Origin of the sequence: Prevotella lacticifex, from assembly GCF_019973375.1 — a bacterium.
Classification (GTDB): domain Bacteria; phylum Bacteroidota; class Bacteroidia; order Bacteroidales; family Bacteroidaceae; genus Prevotella; species Prevotella lacticifex.
On the sequence record NZ_BPTV01000002.1, the window covers coordinates 781,501 to 804,018 of the forward strand.

The window sequence follows — 22,518 nt, forward strand, 5'->3', positions numbered from 1 at the left end:
GACGGCATCATGAGGACGATTATCACCACACTCTTTTTTCTTGGCATAGCCATCGTGACAATGGCCCAGAAGCGTGGGGTCATCGTCAATATGGCCGACGGGGTGCCCGTGCGCGACGTGAAAATTTATACCAACCGCAACGCTGTCGTAACAACAAACTGGCGCGGTGAGTTCGTCCTCGACAAACCGTGTACAAGTGTCACCATCACGCATCCCAACTATCTCTCGCTGACCCTCAACCTCTACGAGATGACCGACACCATAGAGCTTATTCCGAAATATCACTCCCTCGACGAGGTAGTCATCTACGGCCGCCGGAAGATGATGTTCGACGTCAAGGAGGCCACCAAGGATGCCCGCGACTACTATACGCCAAAGATGTCGGGCGGTTTCTCCTTCGACCTCTTCTCGCTCTTCAAGCGCCGTGGCCTCAGTAAGGAGCAGCGCAAGAAGCACGACCAGATAATCCAGAATTACTAATCAGCCGGAGGAGAGCAAAGAATAATTTTTAGCCTCGCGGTCACAGCATTGATAATGTGATACACGTGCTGGGCGGCCCTCGTGGCCATCAGCGGATATGCGGCACAGCGCGGTTGCAGCACACAGCCTCCTCATGCAAAAATAATACATGCAACCACTGATAATTAACACGTTGCTGCATTTAGCTACCGTGTTCACCTCATACAAAAATAGAACATGCAATACACTGATAATTAACACGTTGCTACATTCAGCCACCGTAGGTGTGGGGTTTATCCCCATCCTACTGACAGCGGGCGAGATGAAAAGGGAATTACACCGCAGATGGTGGGGTTTTTCACCATCCTATTGCCACGTGGATGATTCTTTCTCGCAAAGGACGCAAAGGCTGCGCACAGCAAATCACGGACAACGCGTATTCCTTTTTGACAAAAACAAGAAAAACCCTTGCTGTGATGCAAGGGCTGCGCCCTCTGTTTCTTTCTGGTACCGTCGTGCTTCGAAGCAAGCTTCGGCCCGCCGGCACCAGAAAGAAACAGGTTCATCCGACAAATCGTGTGATAAAGTGTGGATGATGTAAAGAAAATAGCTGGAAATCCATTACCTTTGTAAGTGATTAAAAAAAACAAGACAAATGGACACCAGCTATATCTATTATGCATACGGAATCAGGGACTTCGAATGCACTAAGACTGAGTACAAAGGTAATACTATTATTCATCATATCCAAAAAAGAGATGTAAAAACTCGATGTGAATGTTGCCATAGTCACGTTGTCGTACGCAACGGGTTCAAGATTCGTAAAATCCGCAGTGTCAACATTGGTACCAAGCAATCAATCTTACATGTAAAGGTGCGTCGTCTAAAGTGTAAGACATGTGGTGCTGATGTCTATGAGGATCTTCATTTCGTTACCGGCAAGCAGCGCTATACACATCGTTTGGCAAGGCTCGTGATAGAACTGCTTCATAGAATGACGATAAAAGATGTAGCCCACTATCTCGGTCTGAGTTGGGATACGGTGAAGGATATCCACAAGAACTATCTCAATCATAAGTTTTCTCATATAGATATCAAGGATGTCAAGCACATTGGTATTGATGAGTTCGCTTTGAGGAAGGGACACGTCTATCTGACTATTGTGGTCGACATGTTGAGTGGTGCCATTATACATGTCGGAGATGGCAAAGGAATCGATTCTTTGAAGAAGTTCTGGCCCAAATTGAAGAGAAGCGGCGCGAAGATAGAGTCCGTGTCTTCAGACATGTCCGCTGCGTTCATCTCTGCGATTAAGAAAAACCTACCTGATGCCATTCACGTTTTCGATCACTTCCATGTGCAGAAACTGGCAGGCGAAGCCTTGGACAAAGTCAGAAGAGAGGTCTATAATCAAGAGAAGGACTTAGAAAAAAGAAAAGTCATAAAGGGAACGCGCTGGCTGTTGTTGCGCCATGATAAGGATATTTTTACAGAGGATGAAAAGAAGAGATTGGATAACGTAATCAAGATGAACGAACCTCTGAGCAAAGCCTACATTCTCAATGAATACTTGCAAGAAGTATGGAAGCAGGACTCATATAAAGAAGGAGAAGCTGTGCTGGATGACTGGATAAAACAGGCTCGGGAATCAAAAGTTCCCACCCTTGAAAAGCTGGGTAATTCCATCGCCGCTTACAGAACTGGAATCCTGGCTTATTACAAATGTAGGACAAGCAATGCAAAAGTAGAAGGGATCAACAATAAAATAAAAGTCTTGAAGAGAAACGCCTATGGCTACCGGGACATTGACTATTTTAAGTTAAGACTTTTCAATTTGCATAATGACAAAATCACACGATTTGTCGGATGAACCCATTTGACTTGGTAAGGTAACACTTAGATTGTTAGTTGTCAGAATTCTTGGCAACATCATGCATCCTAAAACTGCAATAGACAAAAAGTTGAATTTTTCCATAAAAGCGGCCCAAGGGGGATTGTCCGTGGCGGGCAGATGCCGCTGCCTAACCAAAGACAGTAACACATCTATAGAAAAAGAAGGGTATATCCCTTATCCCCTTCAGGCATGACCTGAAGGCTTTCATCTTGGAGTTGAGCGATTCTGCAGAAGCATTAGTGTCTCTGTTGATAAAGTAATTGAGTATCTCGTCCTCGTAGTGCTGGATAGACTGTTTTACGGATTTGATCTCTCTAAGGGTAGATTTGGTGACCTTCTTGTACCATCCTTCAAGCGCTTTCTTCGCAGTCGCCTTGGTGTTAGACTTCGTACGGAAGATTGCTCTGAGATCGTTTATCAGCCAATACGCCTCCTTCAGTTTCGGGAAGAGCCGGAACAGAATTCTTGCCCTCTTCTTCTGGTTTATGCTCCAGTCGCCATAGCTTCTGCCCAGTTGCTTCTTGCACCGGGTCAGAGCTTCTACCAAGGTCTCTCCATTGCTCAGCCTCTTGGGCTCAAACCTTGTATTCAGCCGCATTGGCTTGCGGCCTCGGCGCTTACCCTTGCATCGCTTCTTACCTTGCTTTTTCCTGCTGTTACGATAGTACTTGCGTTGCTTGGCGAGTTGTTCCAGGTGTTTCTTGAACTCTGCCTTCTGGCGGTTTACATCCTTGACAGCTTCCCGCTTGTATTTCATGCGCAGTTCCTCGATCCCTTCACCACCTCGTTTCATGACATGGAAGCAGTCGCGTACCACCATGGCATTAGGGAAGGCCATTCTCACGATAGAGCGCATGCTGTCGCTCAGGTCCATGGAGACCAGCCCTACCGCTTCCCGATCCTTTTGCGGCATCTTTCTCAGGGCTTTGGCAACTGTCTCGGGGTCGGTGCCCTTGACAATAGCAACGATGGCGCCCTTCTTGCCATGCGCATCCTTGTTGTGGAGAATCGTGTACACCTCATGCCCGAACTCAGACTCGTCAATACCGAGCCTCGGGCCGAGGTTCTTGGCGATAAGTATTCCATCATCGACATTCTCTTTCTTAACCCAAGTGGGAAAATCGCTCAAAGTATCCTTGTAGGCACGCGCAAAAGTGTTGCCCTGGATCATGTAAGTCCAGCTCAGGCTCTTGGCCGTCACTGGCTCATTGTCCATCCGCTCTCTTTAAAAAAAGCGCCAGCTCCTTGGAGTATGACGTACCTTCGCAGACTATCTTCGCTGCCTCTTCCAGAGGAAATGAGACACTCTTACCATCAGCTGTAAGCCAGCGCCGACGACGCACATGAAGTATCGTCTTACGGTTGCGAACAGGGAAGTCGTATATCATCCTCTCTTCACCGAAGCCGTTTGACTTGACGCCATCAAAGCCCTCTGGACGATTGTCCTTCTCATCAAGATATATGTGAAGCTCGGTCTTGTAAAGCTTCCCGTGATCTTTGGCTGGCTGCTCGTTGAAGTCCACCACGTCAAAGTAGTTAGTCACGCCCTCGGGGAGGATATATATCGCTAAACCTTTGTAGAAGTCTATCTTTTCTTGTTCCATGACCGCAAAGGTAAGCAAAAAAAATAGTTTTAGCACGCTATCATATCAAGTTCTTTGGTTAGGCAGCGGCATCCGCCTGCCACGGACAATCCCCCTTGGGCCATATTCTGTCCCCCTTACGAATTTTTTAGAGTCGATTAATCTATTAAACATGACTCTTACTTAAGAATCTCAGTGATAAACACATAGACCGTGTCTGTTGTGCTAGCAACATCACTTATTTTATTCATTTCTTGAACCGAGTAGTATCAACTTTTTTTCTTTCCTCTTCTTTATATCCCCCAAACTTATAAACTAGAGATAGTCCAAAAGTCCGATAACACGCAAATTTCATCTTTAAATTTTGATTTCCATAAGTAATTCGTGGATTAATAGATGAAGTTTGTAAAATGTCATTACAGAAAATCTTGCCTGATAATTTATTTTTTGCAAGCTTGATATTAGCACAAATATCTAAGTTTCCTGATGCAGGAAGATTATATATCGCTTGTATTGACTTGGTCCTTATCTTTCCTGTTATAGACAAGGACATGTGGCTAGATAATTTTATATCATTGCTCATCCTTATCATTCCCCAAGTAATGTCACGATTAAAAGGAATGTCATAGAATTGACTCGCCTTTTCGTTAACGTATACTCCCATTATAGTAAAATACGAATCAAGCCATTCCGTCCAAGTTAGGGGAATGTAAATTTGAATTCCACACTGCTGCTGAAAATCTATATTCTGATTTTGATAGCGTATGGTTAACCTATTGTGAAGCTGATAAGGCATCTGAATAAAATAATTGCTAGTGTAATTATACCATGTAGTAAACTGATACTTATTTTTAAAAAGATATACCAATTGCGTATGATAATCATCTGAGGGCTTTAAGTTAGGATTTCCTACAATCTCATTATAACCTCCATGACTGTAACTGATAAAATCTGTCATATCCCAATAGTCCGGATAATTTCTATTCGTCTCTAATGCAAATAGAATGGTATGACTAGAAGCAGGATGGTAGGTTATGTTTAACAAAGGATACAAATGCCATTCTTTCCACATAGGATTGTGAAAATAGTTTGCAGAGATCGAAGCATCTAGATTTATTTTTTCATTCAATTTCATACTTGCACCTATGTACGCATTGAATTCGTCCTCTCTTTGCCTGGTGTATGTTGATTCTGGATACTTGTTCAATACTAACGTTCCTTCCAAATAATCTTGTCCAGAGTGATTTATGGATGTCCTATAGTTTAGACCACTAAAGATTTCAACGTTATCATTGACTTCCATTTCTTGATCCATGTAAAATTTCCATATATTGAGTCGTTGCTTATTGTAGACTCTGTAATGAATGCTGTCGGATGACAATGAAGAATTTAGAAGTTGTCTCTCAGGTATATTGTAATAAGTCATCTCTGCTCCCGCAGTTAGGCCGAATGGAATTGTATAGTCAATTCGAAAGTCATGTAGCCAAGAATATTTTGAAGAGTTCATGTTACCTAAAATATTACCAGAGATATTGTACCTATTTCTGGATTTGGAATATCCACATTGATAGGCAATTTCTAGTTCGTGGTCTGTAGTGAATGTGTATTTACTGTCGAACCGGAAAAGATGAGAGAATGACTTACTTTTCATAATCTCTTCTGACTGGACATCTTTGTACTCTCCGTTCAAAAAATGTTTTGAATGCTCATTAGTAACAGTATAATTTTCTCCGTTTTTATTACTGTAGATAAAGTCTACCGTGAACTTCTTGTTACGATATAACAAGGATGAGCCCTCTCTAAATGCCGCATCATGACTTTGACTGTACAGGACATTGATTTCTCCTTCGATGGAGCTATGTTCACTATTATGCTTCTTTGTCTTTATGTTAATAACGGTTCCTCTTACATGCATTGTGGGTAAGGCATTGTAAGAAACTTCAACAGAAGCAATTCTGCTAGCAGGAATACTTTTGAGCAAAGCGGCGTAATCGTCAGAAGATAAGGAAGAAACCTTTCCATCTATGACTACCGTTGCATTCATTCCTGCTAACATGAAGTTACCATCTTGATAGTCGACGCCAGGAATCTCTCCCAAAGCACTATATATATTATCTATGTTCTTGACTTTTATTAACTGTGACATATCATATATGATGGTGCTCCCATGAATTTTACATATAGGCTTTTCACCCTTAACAAACACTTCTGGTAGACTATGAATAATACTATCCATTCGAGTAGAGTCATTCTGCTGTGCCAATGCAAAAGAAGGAGCAAAGGCAAATGAAAGTAATACGATGTTTTTAATGAAAATTGATGTCATATCAAATGTTTTTTTTGCAAAGTTAACTCAATAAGATATATGATGCAAGAAAAATTGCTTACCGTTTCTTATCAATATGCCTAATTATTCTTATTTGCTTAACATTTCTAATCAAACAGGGTCGTCGTAATGAAAATAAATCTATATCTTTGCACAACAAATAACGAAATTATGAAAGATTATAAATCGAGATATATTGTTCTAATTGTTTTGGTAATCCTTCTGGTTTACCAAGGATATTGGTTATACTCTTTATATAACAAAAGGAAACATGAAATTAAAGATGAAATTTATGGTGTCATTGAGTGTTCAGATTATCAAGAGATGGAAAAAAGAGCATCTTTATTAGGACATAGTTTAGGCGCATCGGTAACATTGGATGTAAGTCCCAACAACAAGAATGAAAAGTTAGCCTCTTTTAAAACATACATCAGGCATTTACATGATTCCAAAATCGTAACTATAGAGAAGGTTTATAAATGCGAGACAGTGAGGAATACTGGAGTTTCTGTCAATAGTAAAAAAGACAGTTTAGATAATCCTTATAAAATCATAGCGGAAGACACAAGGAATCAGTTGCATGTTGCTCTTGATTCTGTCAAAATGAATGACTTAAGATACTTTTATACTCTACTAAGGAAAAATCTTAAAAAAGTGCATCTGGACTGTCCACTTTGTATATTTTATTATTCTGATGGAAGACTTCGAGCAAAGTATATTGAAGGAGGTTGTCAAGCTAAATCATTATCAGAGACATTCATATACGGATTTGGCGACCACAAGGCATATTACACAATAGTATTGTCTTGTTTCCCTATCCTTGTCCTGCGAGATATGACAGGAATTATTATCTGTTCTCTATTGTTATGGGGATTGATTGCTTTTTCACTTTGGTATCTCCGAAAGAATATCCATAGTCTCCATGCTTTGGATGAAATGAAAACGGATTTTACCAATAATGTCTCACATGAGTTAAAAACTCCAATAGCCGTTGCTTATGCTGCAAACGATGCTTTGTTGAATTATGGTATTGCAAAAGATCCGGACAAACTAAAGAAATACTTAACAATATCACTTACGGAACTAAAGCAGTTGGAAAAGTTAGTAGAAGAAATTCTATCTATGAGTATGGAAAAGAGAGTCAATATGCAATTATCATATGTATATGTTAATATACACAATACAGTAATGAATATTGTTGAGATGGAGAAAATGAAGGCAAAGAAGCCTGTGTCCTTTACTATAAATGTAGATGCAGAGGAAATGTTATGGACGGACCAAAAACATTTTAGTCATATTCTTGAAAATATTATTGATAACGCTATAAAGTATTCAGCAGATAAAGCAGAAGTATCTATATCATTGAAGAGGGATGAGAATTTCATTGTTATTGCTATTTCAGATAAAGGTATTGGAATTGAAAGAAAAAATCTTCATTCAATATTTGATAAGTTCTATCGTGTTCCGCATGAAAACTTGCATGATGTCAAAGGTTATGGATTGGGGCTTTATTACGTCAAATGCATGATGCAGAAACTTGATGGGACAATCGATATTGAAAGTGAACCAAACGTAGGTACAACTGTAAAATTGATATTTGAAAGGCATGAATAAGAAGAAAATATTGTTGGTTGAAGATGAAGAGAACCTTGCACTGATTCTAAAAGATACATTAGAAGCACAAGGGTATGAAATCATTGTGGCTCCTGATGGGGAGGATGGACTCAATCTATATTATCAATTTGCCCCTGATGTCGTTGTTACTGATGTTATGATGCCAAAGTTGAATGGATTTGAGATGGTCAAGCGAATAAGACAATCGGATAAAAATACGCCAGTCCTTTTCCTAACGGCAAAAATTGCTGTGTCTGATGTTGTCGAAGGATTTAGTATCGGAGCTAATGATTATCTTCGAAAGCCTTTCAGCATACAGGAACTAATGGCTCGTATAAAGTCACTTGTGAAAATATCATCGATGTTTAATAATGGTCAAGGAGACCATTCGCAGAAGAATGTGATTTCCATTGGCGAATATAAACTTAATTACAACAAACAGATATTATATTATCATGACAAAGAAATCTCAATCTCTAATCGAGAAGCAGAACTTTTGAAGATTCTCGCTGAAAATGCTTTTGAGAATGTCGATTATAAGGATATTCTTCTCAAGCTTTGGGGAAATGATGGTATATATGCTTCAAAAAGCCTTCAGGTGTTTATAACAAAATTGCGCCATAAATTAGCTAATGATGAAGCTATAAATATAATAAATGTAAGAGGGGAGGGCTATAAACTTGTGTATTAACCCAACTTTGACATCGTATTTTGCTTAGTTGTTCTGTATCAGCAATTTAGTGTTTTTAAAAAGTCCTACTGTGTTCTACAGATTTTTATTTTTTTAAATGGCACTTTACTGATTTTCAACAACTCGTAGATTTCAGCTGCACTATCTGTAGGCACACTGCACAGTCTGGTCTCGACAGCCTCTCCAAGCGCATTTACTGCTGTGGTAGTAACTGCTTTTTGAGTCTTCATGATCCGCATGATCTCCGACCAGTACGGTGTCGAACGCTCCCGCCCATGCTCATCCTTGCCTTGCTTTCGCCGGGCAACCTTCATCTGATGGCGCACGGTGTTTACTATCCAGTAAGCCAGCAGCCCTAAGAAAAGGTGTGCGTCTGCCCTATTGTCAGTCTGGTGGTATATGGGCCTGAGGCTGAGGTCGGTTTTGAGCTGCCGGTTGGAGCATTCTATTTCACGTATAAGATTATAGTAGTTCCAGGTCGTTTCCTCATCTAATTTCTTCACATTGGTTCTGAGGAAGTATGTTCCGTATTCCACCTTGTCCGGGATGTTGACCTCCCATGTCATAGAAGCGACTTTGTCGTGTCCGTCATCCTCAACTTTTATATTGTAATATCGGCTTATAGAGGGATATTTTCCTTGCAGGGCACCGATCCTGTTTTGTACCTTGCCGTAGTTTTTTATCCCGTGTTTTGATTGGGTACTCTTTCTGATTTTTTTCAACCCTTCCTCAAAACGCTCACGGAATTTGCGGTTCATGGATTCTTCCTTCAACGCTTTTGCAGGAGAGTCTATTTTGAGGTAACAGTCGTCATTCTTGGCCGTTGTTACGCGTTGAAGCGTTATCTCGCGCTTCAAGCAATCGCAAACTGTGACTTTGGGAGCATTCTCGGGGGTGGTGTATTCGGTAAGAGCTTTGCGGGATACACAAAGATAGTTGTATCCTTTGTCCCTTATAGTCTTGAGGTTATCTTCAGTTGAGATACCTGCGTCAATGACTACAAGCACTCCCTCGTTATCGGGACATTTGGCCGGATTCTCAGCAATAAGCTCGTCCACCATGTTGGGAAGTGACTTTGGATCGGCGGTATTGCCTTCCAGTACCGCACTGTAACGTATGAAGCCGTCAGTATTGATGCATAGCGCGAGGACAAGCAGCTTGCAGTCGCTGCGTTTCTCCTTTGAACGGCCAAAGGCAGCCTTCTTGCTGCCGGTCTTGCGTCCCTCAAAATAAAAGTTGGTGAGATCGAAGAGCATAATGCGGTTGGTCGGTTTGAAGAGGTCGTCGGTCTTGTGGCAAAGATACTTCTCAAGCTTATCCTTTATGGAATAAAGGTCATCGGCAACTCGATATATCCTCCTTGGAGTTATTTTGGCCATAGGAAGGTCAAGGAGTTCGCACACTGCAGAGTTCTCTTTTATAATGGATATTGACTTTAATTCGGACGGAGTATAGGCCGCCCTCGTAATAAGATGGGCCAAAGTGACCTTCACCTTGTCCTCAGACCATCCCAAAGAACGGAGAAATGTATCCAGACCAAGTTTACGAATCGTTTGCAGGCATAGCCATTCGCAGCCGACTTCCCTTGCGTCTGTATGCCTCATAGTGTCAACATCTATCCGTTTCCTGGCCTTGGACTTGCTTCTCTCGTAGGCGTTGCCCACAATATCAAGTTTTTCCTCCTCGACAAGTCTGGCCCAGTACGCATGCACTCTGTCACGAACCACTTCCGAGTAACCTTGCAGTTTCTCATCCCAAAGTTGGACATCCTTCTGGTGATTGTACAGATACGTCAGTCCACGCGCAACATCTCTTATCTGCTCTGGGGATAGGTCATGTATAAACCCGACATTGAGCAATATCAAAGTACATACCCTACCGCTGGCATCGCGATAGGACTCCTTCAGACGGTAATACTTCTCGTCTTTACACGTCTGTGGGTTGTAACGTATTTGGGACGTAAAATTCATGCCGCAAAGATAAGCAATCCCTACGACATTGCTGTGTTCTACATTGCGATTTTGAGCAGTTTGACCACGCAAACCCCTATAAACACTGGAAAAAATTCTGAAAAAAAACATTAGAGCGTCAAACTTGGGTTAATAACACATTGCGGGCAGTGTTTATGGGGCACTCATTTTATGGAAAATATTGCATATTGTTTTGGAAAGTGAAAAAGAATATTTATTTTTGCAAGCATGAAAAGGGTTGTCATCCTTATTGTTATTTTTGTCATGACTACTTTCCAGGCATGTCTTGGCAAAGAGAAGGCGGCTGATTTATATGGTCGTCTCAACCGTCTGTCTATGGCAAGATGGCAATGGAAAAGAGTCCTGCCGACTGACAGCCAGACCTCACGCATAGGCGTTCCGTCTCAGCAATATTGACAGATGTTCCCCCGCCCCGGACTTTACCGGCATTGGTTCATTCTCAAGCGTAACGAAAAAAATGAAGATACTTCAAGTAATAACATCTCTACACACCGGCGGGGCCGAGACCCTCGTCGTCAACCTCGTGCCACGGCTGCGCGCCATGGGCAACACCGTCGACGTGTGCTTGTTCAACGGTGAGGAAACGGCCCTGATGCGGCGGCTGAGGAACGAGAACCCAGGCATACACGTCTGGACTCTCGGTCACGGCTATTACAACCCACTGTATATCATTAAGTTGGCACGTATCATGCGCCACTACGATATCGTCCACACCCACAACTCGTCGCCGCAGCTCTTCGTGGCCATCGCCTCGCTGTTCAGCCGCACCCGTCTCTGCACCACCGAGCACACCACGTCGAACCGCAAACGGCAGTGGAAGTGGTACGCACCGATAGAGAGCTGGATGTACGGCCGTTACGGACATATCATCTGTATTTCCAAGATTGCCGAAGAGAAGCTCCGCGAGTATATGGGTGGCGCGTGGACGGACCGGCGGTCGCGCCGTTACTCGAAGATTACGACCGTCAACAACGGTGTCGATGTTGAGGCTGTACGCCATGCCACGCCCGACGATGTCCTCCTTCGGGCCAAGGCGGGGCGTACGGCCGTCGTCATGGTGGCGGGATTCCGTGAGGCCAAGGACCAGGACACCGTTGTCAGGGCGTTGTCGCTCCTCGGTGGCGACGACTTTGAGGTGTGGTTTGCCGGTGTCGGCGTCAGGCAGCCGGTGGTCAGCGAGATGGCCGTGAGTCTCGGCGTTGCCGACAGGGTGCGATTCCTCGGCATGCGCACCGATGTGCCACGGGTACTGAAAGCCGCCGACATCATCGTCATGTCGAGCCACTGGGAGGGTCTCTCGCTGTCGAATATCGAGGGTATGAGTGCCGGCAGGCCGTTCATCGCCTCCGATGTCAATGGTCTCCGTGAGGTGACGAAAGGCTACGGTCTGCTCTTCCCCGAGGGCGATGCCGCCGCCCTTGCCGCCCTCCTCACCCGTCTGCGCGCCGATGCCGCCTTCTACCAGTCGGTCGCCGAGAGCTGCTATGGCCGTGCCCGCCAGTACGACATCAAGGACACCGCCGCAAAGTACGATGCCGTCTACCGCGCCCTCATGGAGGAGTAGCCCAATATATAATAAAGTATGTTAGATTGCGGTGCGGGCATCCAGCTGATCACACAGAGCCACGGATATAAAGTGACGGACGTTTGCATGGCGCGGATAGGTGGGTGCGGAGAACAACCAGCGGGCACGCGGCACAGTGCGTTTGCAGGGGCGGCCTTTATGGCCGTCCGCTTGCCTCGAAGAGGCAAATAAATATGTTTTTATTCGGTCTGTCGACCGACCGGACGGCCCCTAACCCTACCTATCCGCCCCTGCAAGTGGATCACGTTAACAACATGTTGGTTATCAATGTGTTGCACCTATCCACCGTAGGGGCTGGGGTTATCCCAGCCCTACTAACTACAAAGGGTTAATGTTAACAACGCATTGGTTATCAATGTGTTGCACCTATCCACCGTAGGGGCTGGGTTTATCCCAGCCCTACTAACTGCGAGAAAGAATTAAGGTAGATACTCTGCAGCAATGGATGAAAAATAAAGTAGCTGCCCCGCAGCTGCGAGGATGGGGATAAACCCCACCCCTGCGCGCGGCAGAGTGATGCAAACGTCTTAGTATCAGCGGTTTGCATGAGATATTGAGCGGGTTAGAGGCCGCCAAGCTATGAAATGGCATCTTGTTCCGACAAAAACCGAAAAAACCCTTGCCGTGATGCAAGGGCTTCGCCCTCTGTTTCTTTCTGGTGCCGTCGTGCTTCGAAGCAAGCTTCGGCCCACCGGCACCAGAAAGAAACAGCCTTCGTTCCTCAGGCTTGCATCACGGCAAGGAAAACCAGGAAAACCGCTGTCGCCGCGGGGATTGCCACACCTGCATGGAATATACTTGCAGCGCACAGCCACATCATGCTAAATAATCATGCAACACACTGATAATTAACACGTTGCTGCATTCAGCCACCGTAGGGGTGGGGTTTATCCCCATCCTACCGACAGCGGGCGAGATGCAAAGAGAATACACTGCAGATAGGGTAGGGTTTTTCACCATCCTATTGCCACGTGGATGATTCTTTCGGTTCATCCGACAAATCGTGTGATTTTGTCATTATGCAAATTGAAAAGTCTTAACTTAAAATAGTCAATGTCCCGGTAGCCATAGGCGTTTCTCTTCAAGACTTTTATTTTATTGTTGATCCCTTCTACTTTTGCATTGCTTGTCCTACATTTGTAATAAGCCAGGATTCCAGTTCTGTAAGCGGCGATGGAATTACCCAGCTTTTCAAGGGTGGGAACTTTTGATTCCCGAGCCTGTTTTATCCAGTCATCCAGCACAGCTTCTCCTTCTTTATATGAGTCCTGCTTCCATACTTCTTGCAAGTATTCATTGAGAATGTAGGCTTTGCTCAGAGGTTCGTTCATCTTGATTACGTTATCCAATCTCTTCTTTTCATCCTCTGTAAAAATATCCTTATCATGGCGCAACAACAGCCAGCGCGTTCCCTTTATGACTTTTCTTTTTTCTAAGTCCTTCTCTTGATTATAGACCTCTCTTCTGACTTTGTCCAAGGCTTCGCCTGCCAGTTTCTGCACATGGAAGTGATCGAAAACGTGAATGGCATCAGGTAGGTTTTTCTTAATCGCAGAGATGAACGCAGCGGACATGTCTGAAGACACGGACTCTATCTTCGCGCCGCTTCTCTTCAATTTGGGCCAGAACTTCTTCAAAGAATCGATTCCTTTGCCATCTCCGACATGTATAATGGCACCACTCAACATGTCGACCACAATAGTCAGATAGACGTGTCCCTTCCTCAAAGCGAACTCATCAATACCAATGTGCTTGACATCCTTGATATCTATATGAGAAAACTTATGATTGAGATAGTTCTTGTGGATATCCTTCACCGTATCCCAACTCAGACCGAGATAGTGGGCTACATCTTTTATCGTCATTCTATGAAGCAGTTCTATCACGAGCCTTGCCAAACGATGTGTATAGCGCTGCTTGCCGGTAACGAAATGAAGATCCTCATAGACATCAGCACCACATGTCTTACACTTTAGACGACGCACCTTTACATGTAAGATTGATTGCTTGGTACCAATGTTGACACTGCGGATTTTACGAATCTTGAACCCGTTGCGTACGACAACGTGACTATGGCAACATTCACATCGAGTTTTTACATCTCTTTTTTGGATATGATGAATAATAGTATTACCTTTGTACTCAGTCTTAGTGCATTCGAAGTCCCTGATTCCGTATGCATAATAGATATAGCTGGTGTCCATTTGTCTTGTTTTTTTTAATCACTTACAAAGGTAATGGATTTCCAGCTATTTTCTTTACATCATCCACACTTTATCACACGATTTGTCGGATGAACCGAGATTCGGTCTTCCGACCAACCGGACGTCCACAAGGGCCGCCCCTGCAAGAGGATAGGTGCAGCACCTGTAATGACGACCACGAAGGCCGCCCTAAAAGGGATCATTAACGCACACCCAATATACAGAACAACGGACATAAACGATGGACGTTTACAGTAGCAGCCCGCAAAGGGACCAATAACTCACACCCAATATACAGAACAACGGGAAAGACAATCGCATCGCGATAGCCTGTTTTTATGGTTTTTCTTTGTGTCAGCGCCAAGATCCGACGGAGGAGGATCTGCCATTCGGGGTACTGAGGGCCGTGAGAGGTCCAGCCTCTCACAAGTCCTCAGTACCCCGAATGGCAAAGGGCGAAAGCCCTTGGCGCTGACAACAGGGTTTTTCCGGTTTTGGTCTACCAATCACTGGCACTGAATGAATTAGGGGCCAATTGCGCTGATACAATGGAGTTCATTGGTTTTGGTCTACCAATCAACAGACTGGCACTGAATGAATTAGGGGCCAATTGCGCTGATACAATGGAGTTCATTGGTTTTGGTCTACCAATCACTGGCACTGAATGAATTAGGGGCCAACTGCGCTGACACTAAGGGTTTTATTCGTTTTGGTCTATCTATCACTGGCACTGAATGAAATAGGGGGTGATTGCGTTGCCACAAAGGGTTTTATTCGTTTTGGTCTATCTATCACTGGCACTGAATGAAATAGGAGTTAATTGCGCTGACACAAAGGGTTTCCCCTCCCCATCGCCCCAATCAAAAATTTCTTTCCCTTTTCTCATCTAATTCCCTAAAAATCACTACCTTTGCAGCCCAATCTCAATTACGCGAACACATGACTTTCAGGAACAAGGAATTTATTCTGCCCATATCGGCAGCGACAATCATTATCATCGGCGTGATGATCTTCAGCTATTTCCACGCACCGGCAGAGAATCAGCCCGACACCGCCAAGCACCCATACATCCTACTCACGGGATCATCGATGCTCGCCGGCGACGTGTCGGATTATATCTGGGTGAGCGCACAATACAACGCCACAAAGGTGCCGCCGGGGAACTACAGCGGACTCGTCCGACTCGTAGGAAACAGGTATGCCGTCATCTCCGACTTCGGAACGCCAAAGGGATATTACAATTTCACCATCGAGATAAACAAAAAAGGCGAAATCACCGACATACGCAACAACGGATTCCGAAATTTAGGAAAGGATAACGAGGACGAGGAGGCCGTAGCCTTCGACCACAACCGTCATCATATTTATATCGGCAACGAGGACACGTCGACGATAGAGGAGTTCGACGCCCTCAACGGCCAACGCCTTAACCGCCACGCTATCAGCGAGTTCGTACGACGTGGCATCAGCAACAGAACGATAGAGAGCCTCACCTACGACCCCTCGGCCGACTGCCTCTACACCTGCGACGAGGGACCGCTGCGGGGCGACCCCGGACAGATGGTGACGATAGTGAAACTCTCGCCATCGCTCGACGAACAGGCTTATTATACCTATGTTATGGACGACCCGCTGTCGGAGGTGAAAATCGGCGACAACCACCATGCCTTCGGCGTGGCAGAGCTTCTGGCCCTCGGCGACGGCACCCTCCTCGTCCTCGAGCGCGAATTCCTCGTGGCACCGGCAGGCATCGGCTCGTGGGTGGTAAACAAAATCTTCAGGTTCAAACCAGGATCGCAGGACAAGCAGTTCATAACCGGATGGCGCACGCAACTGAACGTCGACGACTTCACCTTAGCCAATTACGAGGGTATGGCCCTCGGCCCTAAGCTCGACGACGGCCGTCAGGTCGTCATCCTCTGCGCCGACAGCCAGAACCGCTACCACGGACTCCTCCGCGACTGGTTCAGAACTATAATCATCTGAGCAAAAGGCAGAGATGCACAATCTCTTCTGACAAAAAGGGATGCATACCCTCTTCAGACAAAAAGAATGCGGACTCTCTTCTGACGAAGGGATGCACAATCTCTTCTGACAAAAAAGGATGCATACCCTCTTCTGACAAAAAGAATGCGGACTCTCTTCTGACAAAAGGATGCACAATCTCTTCTGACAAAAAAGGATGCATACCCTCTTCTGACAAAAAGAATGCGGACTCTCTTCTGACGAAAGGATGCACAATCTCTTCTGACAAAAAAGGGATGCATACCCTCTTCTGATAAAAAGAATGCGGACTCTCTTCTAACGAAGGGATGCACAATCTCTTCTGACAAAAACCAAAAAAACCTCTTGCGATTGCAAGTAAAACCAACAAAACCGCTGATGCCGCAGAATGTCATACACCCATACGATTAAATTGAGTCTATGGCAGTCCGAGCCCACTAACAAGCGGCACAGTGCGGGTAGGTAAGGTTATGGACTGTCGGCAAACAACGGATAAACAGCACAGCGCGGTTGCAGGGGCGGCCCTCGTGGCCGTCCGCAAACAACGGACAAGCAGCATAGGGCGATTGCAGGGTGCGGATAGGTAGGGTTAGGGGCCGTCCGGTCGGTCGTCAGACCGAATCTCTGCAATCAACCACTAAACCCGTTTACTAACGCCTGGCAAATAGACGCATGCAACACATTGATAATTAGCATGTTGCAGCATTCAACCGCCGTAGGGGTGGGGTTTATCCCCACCCTAGCTGAGGCGGACGAGAATTAAGGTAATTGCCCCGTAGCTGGTAGGGTGGGGATAAACCCCACCCCTACTTTATGCAACTCATTAGTTATCAGCGGATTGCCAGCGTGACCCATTGGCAGGGCGGATAGCAGAGTTAGGGGCCGTAGAGGGCAAAGGGCAAGCTGCACAGGGCGGTTGCAGGGTGCGGATAGGTGCAGCACCTGTAATGACGGCCACAAGGGCCGCCCTGCAAAGGAATCATTAACGCACACCCAATATACAGAACAACGGACATAAACGATGGACGTTTACAGTAGCAGCCCGCAAAGGGATCATTAACTCACACCCGATATACAGAATAACGGGAAAGACAATCGCATCGCGATAGCCTGTTTTGATGGTTTTCCTTTGTGTCAGCGCCAAGATCCGACGGAGGAGGATCTGCCATTCGGGGGACTGATGGCGGTGAGAGGCCCAGCCTCTCACAAGTCCTCAGTACCCCGAATGGCAAAGGGCGAAAGCCCTTGGCGCTGACGCAAAGGGTTTTTCCGGTTTTGGTCTACCAATCACTGGCACTGAATGAATTAGGGGCCAATTGCGCTGATACAATGGAGTTCATTGGTTTTGGTCTATCAATCAACAGACTGGCACTGAATGAATTAGGGGCCAACTGCGCTGACACAAAGGGTTTTCCCGGTTTTGGTCTATCAATCAACAGACTGACACTGGGCCAATTGCGCTGCCACAAAGGCTTTTATTGTTTTTTTCCTAATTTATAAGTAGCCTCGACACTGCCAATGCGTCAAATGGCCCCATACCCCCTTATCCACTCATAGAGCCTCTCGAGACCCTCGCGTATCGGTGTCGAGGGCTTATAGCTGAAGTCGTGCTCGAGGAGCGACGTGTCGGCATAGGTGCGCACAACATCGCCGGCCTGCATCGGCAGCATGCGCATCCGGGCCTTACAGCCCGTAACGTCCTCGATGGCACGGATAAAGTCGAGGAGGCGCACGGGCTCGCTGTTGCCGATATTATATATCTTATACGGCACCGCACGATCGTCGGTGGCATGGAGCACACGCCGCACACCCTCGGCGATATCGTCGATATAGGTGAAGTCGCGAAGCATGTCGCCATTATTATATACGTCGATTGTCCGACCTTCCATGATGGCTTTCATGAATTTCATCGGAGCCATATCGGGACGGCCCCACGGACCATAGACGGTGAAGAAGCGCAGACCGACGGTCTGGATGCCGAAGAGCTTGCTGTAGGCGTAGGCCATCTCCTCGGAGCTCTTCTTCGTTGCTGCATAGAGACTTACGGGTGCATCGGTGCGGTCGCTCTCGCTGAACGGCACGTGAGGGTCCATACCGTAGACGCTGCTCGAGCTCGCATAGACGAGCCGCGGCCGACCACCGTGGCGGCAGCCCTCGAGGATATTCAGGAAGCCCACGATATTCGACTCGATATACGTATATGGATTCTCTATCGAATAGCGCACACCGGCCTGACCACCGAGGTTCAGCACGTGGGTGAAATGCTCCTCGGCAAAGAGACGGGCGATGGCCTCACGGTCGGCGAGGTCCATCTTCACAAAACGAAAACGGGGCAGCGGCGCCAGGTCGCGAAGTCGGGCCTCCTTGAGCGCAGGACTGTAGTAGTCGTTGATATTGTCGATGCCAATAATTTCGGCACCCTCGGCGGCAAGAACCTTAACCATCTTGTGACCGATAAAGCCGGCCGCGCCGGTAATAAGAATCTTCATTGTTTGCCTTTATTTTTTTTGTATATCACTATATTCCGCGAGTAGGTGAAAAATCCCACCGACTGACCCACGATGAGCACGGGGTCGAGGCGGAAAGCACCATAGCTCACGATGATCGCACTGCCCACGAGACTGATAATCCAGAACCACACCGGCAGGATAGACTCGTGGCGGCGGTAGCTGTAGTACCACTGGTAGACGAAGCGGAGGGTGAAGATGACCTGTCCCGCCGACCCCCACACGAGCAGCGGCAGCGATACCGACTCGTTATGGAAGAAGCTGTCGACAAAGGCGGGAATATCGTGGAGCATCATCCCGAAAGCCAGGAACGGCAGCGATGTCACGCCGACGCGCAGTGCCAACGGCACCCGGTGCCACACGCCTTTGATGTCGAGGTTCCATATATATATGTAGTAGGAGATTACCTGTCCGAAGATGATGGCGAAGTCGTCGCGCAGCCACCCGTAGACGAACAGCAGGATGCTGCCCACGAGACTGCACAGCCAGTAGGCATTGGGCGACACCACGCGGCGGGCACGCTCCGAGAGTATCCACTGGATGAGCATGCGCGCCGAGAAGAAGCCCTGGGCCACAAAGCCGATAGCATAGACGTAGAACGATGATACCTGCATCTCAACCGATATTTGACTCGTCGACGTGATACCTTATGTACCGCTTCTTCATCCACCGATAGGCGAAGCAGTCGAGGAAAGGCCCCTTCAGACGGTTCCACAGGTGGTATTTCGACACTCCCGCGGTGCGGGGGTAGTGGCGAACGGGCAGCTCCTTGAACCGTCCCTCCTCGAGCATCATCAGCGCGGGAAGGAAACGGTGCATGCCGTCGAAAAACGGCAACCGCTTGGCGTAGCTGCTCCACATCACCTTCAGCGGACAGCCGGTGTCGGTGGCCGTGTCGCCGGTCATAGAACGACGGAAACCATTGGCAATCTTCGACTGCAGGCGCTTGAAGAACGTGTCCTTGCGCTTGGCACGGATTCCGGCAACAAGCTGATAGTCAGCAGCATACTCGAGCAGTAGGTTGAAGTCCTCGGGATTCGTCTGGAGGTCGGAGTCGATATATCCTGTCAGCCGACTCTCGATGGCATCGATGCCGGCCTTCATAGCGGTGCTCAAGCCGTGGTTGGCCGTTGAGCTGATATAGAAGAAGTCGTCGTGACGCGAGCAGATGGCCTTGATGCGGTCAAGACTCGTATCGCGGCTGCCGTCGTTGACGAAGAGCACACAGCTCCTGACCAGCGCGTGGGGCAGAAAGGCCGACAGCTCCTTTTCCACTCTGTCGAGATTATCCTCCTCGTTGTATACGGGGATGATTATCGACAGCTCGTAATCTTTCGTTTTGTTCATTTTCGCTTCAATATTGTTACATGATTGATGAAGTCGGAGGTATAGTGGCGGTCCGACTTGGGATGCTTATTGTCGTCGTAGGTGCCCACGGCCACGGTGTCGACCCTCTGCAGCAGCCACGCAGGCAGCTCCTCGCGCGCCCACCGTTTCGTCACGAGGGCACAGGGCAGGGCACGAGCCACAGCCGTGCTGTCGTCGATGTCGAGGGGCAGGATTTTCCGTTCGGCCTCATAGACGAGCTCTATGCGGATGGCCTCCTTCGCGGGGTGGTAGAACGGCAGGGTGTTCACACGCTTGTCGCTGCACACGGCATTGATGCTCCTGGCATCGGGATTGGTGAACGCGGCTCCGACGGCGCCAAGGAGGAATATCTCGACAAAGGCAAAGAGGACGGCAATGCCGGAGGCCATAGCCACAGGGCGGTTCCACGTCGTCGACCATGCCAGCCATACGGCAATGATCAGCATCACAATGGCCACAAGCATCTCATCGGCCATATCCATCGTCCCACGGCGCACACCGAAGAAATATACCACCACGGGCAGGGCGGCCACGACGACAGCCAAGAACCAACCGTTGACCTTGAACAGCCAGCGGCTGAAAGCATCGAGACCGCGACCCTCCTTGAAGTGGACTATCAGACAAGCCACGGCATAGGAGCAGGGAGCCAACGACGGCAGCAGGTAGCGGGTCTTCTTCTCGGGCATCAGCGACAGCAGCACTATCGACGCCACAGCCCACGTGATGGCTATGAGGTAGTCGCGCTTAACGGTGATATGGCGTTTCCAGTAGGGAATGGCCAGCGAGGCGAGCATCAGCAGGCTCCACGCGCCCATCTCGAGGAAGAAACGCCAGTAGTACCACACCGGCCGCACATTATGGTTCGACCAAGCCCCCGACTCCTTATGGAATACGCTCTGAGCCTCGACGGGATGGAGCACAAGCAGGTAGACATACCACCAGCCGCCGACAACGACCATCAGCGCCACCATCAGCGCCACACCACCCCAGCGGCCACGCAGCGACGGACGCGCAACGGCCGCAAGGGCTATAATATAAGGTAGCAGAAGGGCATAGAACGACACCGGTCCCTTGCTCAGGAACGACAGACCCATGAACACGCCGGCCAAGGCGAAGAACGGCAACGACCGGCGCCGGTCATAGTACACGGCCCGCGTGAGGTAGTATATGCCGCCCATCATAAAGGCGTGACAGTAGATGTCCCACGTCGCAGAACGGCCCATAAGCACGAGGTTGTAGCACGTGATGAACACTAAGACGGTGGCCTCGGCAAGGTCGCTGCGGCGAGATATATACCTTATCAGCAGAAACAGATACAGCGTCAACAACGTACCCATCACACCGGCGGCCGCACGCTGAGCCGACAGACTGTCGGGGAAGAACTCCTCCACAACGCCGGCAACCCAGGTCGGCAACGGGGGCTTCTCCAGTCTGAGCTCGCCGTTCATCGTAGGTATCAGCCAGTTGCCGTCGCTGACCATCTCGCGCGCCGTAACGATATTCCGCGACTCCATGATGTCCGTGGGCAACGCTCCGCGGTTGGCGAAAAAGGTGATCAGACAGAACACCACAAGCATCAGCCATCGCACGTGAGGACGCACAGCAGCATCCCTCTGTTTAAGTTCAATCATATATTTTCATTTCTGACATCTCCATTAGTTTGCAAAATTACAAAATAATTCTGTAGAAAATCTGTTTTCTTCTTCTTTCTTTATCTCCAAAATGGAAAACCATCAGTCAGAATGTAATTTCTTGTCGACCGTCAGCATCTTTTCCTCCCCGCCGCTTGCCGCCCGTTGCCCTCTCTCCCCTCTCCTGCCCGCTGCCGCTGCCCTCTCCTTCTGCCTCCCTCTGCCCTCTCCTTCCCCTCTCCTTCCCCCCTCTCTCTCGCCTCCGCTGTCCTCTCCTTCCCCTCTCTCTCGCCTCCGCTGTCCTCTCCTTCCCCCCTCTCTCGCCTCTGCTGTCCTCTCCTTCCCCTCTCTCTCGCCTCTGCTGTCCTCTCCTTCCCCTCTCTCTCGCCTCCGCTGTCCTCTCCTTCCCCTCTCTCTCGCCTCCGCTGTCGTGTTCGGCGGGTTACAACCCGCCGCCCGCCTCTCTCTGCCTCTCTCTGCCCTTCCCCCCTCTGTATTTTTCTTTACATTTCCTCCCTTTTCTCCCTCCTCCTCTTTCTTTTCTCCCTTCTTTTAACTATTTTTTACACTTTTTTGTCGCCGTTCTCCCCTTTTCCTCCGCCGTCTGCGCTTTCCCTGCGACAAATGTGGAATTTTCCCATCCTCCCCTCCGCGACAAATT

The 22,518-nt window shown here is 47.6% G+C and carries 15 protein-coding genes; 6 read left to right on the forward strand and 9 right to left on the reverse strand.

Annotation, left to right across the window (positions count from 1 at the left end):
* The first annotated feature begins 9 nt into the window (after positions 1–9).
* Positions 10–480 carry a hypothetical protein gene (locus LDN30_RS13485; protein WP_223929833.1) on the forward strand — a complete coding sequence of 157 codons (471 nt, stop codon included), beginning with the start codon at positions 10–12 and terminating at the stop codon, positions 478–480.
* Between the two features lie 634 nt (positions 481–1,114).
* Positions 1,115–2,329: an ISL3 family transposase gene (locus tag LDN30_RS13490; protein ID WP_223926253.1), complete on the forward strand. Its 1,215-nt coding sequence runs from the start codon at positions 1,115–1,117 to the stop codon at positions 2,327–2,329.
* A gap of 151 nt (positions 2,330–2,480) precedes the next feature.
* Here LDN30_RS13490 and LDN30_RS13495 read toward each other — a convergent pair whose 3' ends face one another.
* From LDN30_RS13495 to LDN30_RS13505, 3 genes are all read right to left on the reverse strand, one after another.
* The gene (locus tag LDN30_RS13495; protein ID WP_223927145.1) at positions 2,481–3,569 is read right to left on the reverse strand and encodes a transposase; all 1,089 of its coding nucleotides are present in this window, start codon (positions 3,567–3,569) and stop codon (positions 2,481–2,483) included.
* On the reverse strand, positions 3,559–3,957 hold the full coding sequence (locus LDN30_RS13500) for an ISAon1 family transposase N-terminal region protein (RefSeq protein ID WP_223926852.1): 399 nt from the start codon (positions 3,955–3,957) through the stop codon (positions 3,559–3,561). The genes LDN30_RS13495 and LDN30_RS13500 overlap by 11 nt, the downstream gene beginning before the upstream one ends.
* 226 nt (positions 3,958–4,183) lie before the next feature.
* On the reverse strand, positions 4,184–6,262 hold the full coding sequence (locus tag LDN30_RS13505) for an outer membrane beta-barrel protein (protein WP_223927314.1): 2,079 nt from the start codon (positions 6,260–6,262) through the stop codon (positions 4,184–4,186).
* A 171-nt stretch (positions 6,263–6,433) separates the two neighbouring features.
* Here LDN30_RS13505 and LDN30_RS13510 point away from each other — a divergent pair, with 171 nt between their 5' ends.
* The gene (locus LDN30_RS13510; protein ID WP_223927313.1) at positions 6,434–7,876 is read left to right on the forward strand and encodes a sensor histidine kinase; all 1,443 of its coding nucleotides are present in this window, start codon (positions 6,434–6,436) and stop codon (positions 7,874–7,876) included.
* On the forward strand, positions 7,869–8,567 hold the full coding sequence (locus tag LDN30_RS13515) for a response regulator transcription factor (RefSeq protein WP_223927312.1): 699 nt from the start codon (positions 7,869–7,871) through the stop codon (positions 8,565–8,567). Before LDN30_RS13510 ends, LDN30_RS13515 begins: the two co-directional genes overlap by 8 nt.
* Positions 8,568–8,632: 65 nt before the next feature.
* On the opposite strand, the gene LDN30_RS13520 is transcribed toward LDN30_RS13515, so the two are convergent.
* Positions 8,633–10,537: an IS1634 family transposase gene (locus LDN30_RS13520; protein WP_223925324.1), complete on the reverse strand. Its 1,905-nt coding sequence runs from the start codon at positions 10,535–10,537 to the stop codon at positions 8,633–8,635.
* A gap of 478 nt (positions 10,538–11,015) precedes the next feature.
* On the opposite strand from LDN30_RS13520, the gene LDN30_RS13525 reads away from it, so the two are divergent.
* Positions 11,016–12,122, forward strand: coding sequence for a glycosyltransferase (locus tag LDN30_RS13525; RefSeq protein ID WP_223929835.1), 1,107 nt, complete (start codon positions 11,016–11,018; stop codon positions 12,120–12,122).
* Positions 12,123–13,132: 1,010 nt separating this feature from the next.
* Here the strand turns inward: LDN30_RS13525 and LDN30_RS13530 are convergent.
* Positions 13,133–14,347, reverse strand: coding sequence for an ISL3 family transposase (locus LDN30_RS13530; protein ID WP_223926253.1), 1,215 nt, complete (start codon positions 14,345–14,347; stop codon positions 13,133–13,135).
* Between the two features lie 939 nt (positions 14,348–15,286).
* Between LDN30_RS13530 and LDN30_RS13535 the strand changes: the two genes are divergently transcribed.
* A complete protein-coding gene (locus LDN30_RS13535) occupies positions 15,287–16,333 on the forward strand; it encodes an esterase-like activity of phytase family protein (protein WP_223929836.1) in 1,047 nt (348 codons plus the stop codon).
* A gap of 1,541 nt (positions 16,334–17,874) precedes the next feature.
* Here the strand turns inward: LDN30_RS13535 and LDN30_RS13540 are convergent.
* Genes LDN30_RS13540 through LDN30_RS13555 form a run of 4 tightly spaced genes read right to left on the reverse strand, consistent with a single transcriptional unit; the run spans position 17,875 to position 21,857 of the window.
* Complete coding sequence (locus LDN30_RS13540; RefSeq protein ID WP_223927280.1) at positions 17,875–18,840, reverse strand: SDR family NAD(P)-dependent oxidoreductase; 966 nt, start codon at positions 18,838–18,840, stop codon at positions 17,875–17,877.
* Positions 18,837–19,472: a lipid-A-disaccharide synthase N-terminal domain-containing protein gene (locus LDN30_RS13545; RefSeq protein ID WP_223927281.1), complete on the reverse strand. Its 636-nt coding sequence runs from the start codon at positions 19,470–19,472 to the stop codon at positions 18,837–18,839. Before LDN30_RS13545 ends, LDN30_RS13540 begins: the two co-directional genes overlap by 4 nt.
* A 1-nt stretch (position 19,473) precedes the next feature.
* The gene (locus tag LDN30_RS13550; RefSeq protein WP_223927282.1) at positions 19,474–20,205 is read right to left on the reverse strand and encodes a glycosyltransferase family 2 protein; all 732 of its coding nucleotides are present in this window, start codon (positions 20,203–20,205) and stop codon (positions 19,474–19,476) included.
* On the reverse strand, positions 20,202–21,857 hold the full coding sequence (locus tag LDN30_RS13555; protein ID WP_223927283.1) for an ArnT family glycosyltransferase: 1,656 nt from the start codon (positions 21,855–21,857) through the stop codon (positions 20,202–20,204). Before LDN30_RS13555 ends, LDN30_RS13550 begins: the two co-directional genes overlap by 4 nt.
* Between the last annotated feature and the right edge of the window lie 661 nt (positions 21,858–22,518).

What these genes read in the sequence shown, in the direction of transcription:
- LDN30_RS13485 (WP_223929833.1), top strand. Translation starts at nt 10, where the DNA reads ATGAGGACGATTATCACCACACTCTTTTTTCTTGGCATAGCCATCGTG.
- LDN30_RS13490 (WP_223926253.1), top strand. Translation starts at nt 1,115, where the DNA reads ATGGACACCAGCTATATCTATTATGCATACGGAATCAGGGACTTCGAA.
- LDN30_RS13495 (WP_223927145.1), bottom strand. Translation starts at nt 3,569, where the DNA reads ATGGACAATGAGCCAGTGACGGCCAAGAGCCTGAGCTGGACTTACATG.
- LDN30_RS13500 (WP_223926852.1), bottom strand. Translation starts at nt 3,957, where the DNA reads ATGGAACAAGAAAAGATAGACTTCTACAAAGGTTTAGCGATATATATC.
- LDN30_RS13505 (WP_223927314.1), bottom strand. Translation starts at nt 6,262, where the DNA reads ATGACATCAATTTTCATTAAAAACATCGTATTACTTTCATTTGCCTTT.
- LDN30_RS13510 (WP_223927313.1), top strand. Translation starts at nt 6,434, where the DNA reads ATGAAAGATTATAAATCGAGATATATTGTTCTAATTGTTTTGGTAATC.
- LDN30_RS13515 (WP_223927312.1), top strand. Translation starts at nt 7,869, where the DNA reads ATGAATAAGAAGAAAATATTGTTGGTTGAAGATGAAGAGAACCTTGCA.
- LDN30_RS13520 (WP_223925324.1), bottom strand. Translation starts at nt 10,537, where the DNA reads ATGAATTTTACGTCCCAAATACGTTACAACCCACAGACGTGTAAAGAC.
- LDN30_RS13525 (WP_223929835.1), top strand. Translation starts at nt 11,016, where the DNA reads ATGAAGATACTTCAAGTAATAACATCTCTACACACCGGCGGGGCCGAG.
- LDN30_RS13530 (WP_223926253.1), bottom strand. Translation starts at nt 14,347, where the DNA reads ATGGACACCAGCTATATCTATTATGCATACGGAATCAGGGACTTCGAA.
- LDN30_RS13535 (WP_223929836.1), top strand. Translation starts at nt 15,287, where the DNA reads ATGACTTTCAGGAACAAGGAATTTATTCTGCCCATATCGGCAGCGACA.
- LDN30_RS13540 (WP_223927280.1), bottom strand. Translation starts at nt 18,840, where the DNA reads ATGAAGATTCTTATTACCGGCGCGGCCGGCTTTATCGGTCACAAGATG.
- LDN30_RS13545 (WP_223927281.1), bottom strand. Translation starts at nt 19,472, where the DNA reads ATGCAGGTATCATCGTTCTACGTCTATGCTATCGGCTTTGTGGCCCAG.
- LDN30_RS13550 (WP_223927282.1), bottom strand. Translation starts at nt 20,205, where the DNA reads ATGAACAAAACGAAAGATTACGAGCTGTCGATAATCATCCCCGTATAC.
- LDN30_RS13555 (WP_223927283.1), bottom strand. Translation starts at nt 21,857, where the DNA reads ATGATTGAACTTAAACAGAGGGATGCTGCTGTGCGTCCTCACGTGCGA.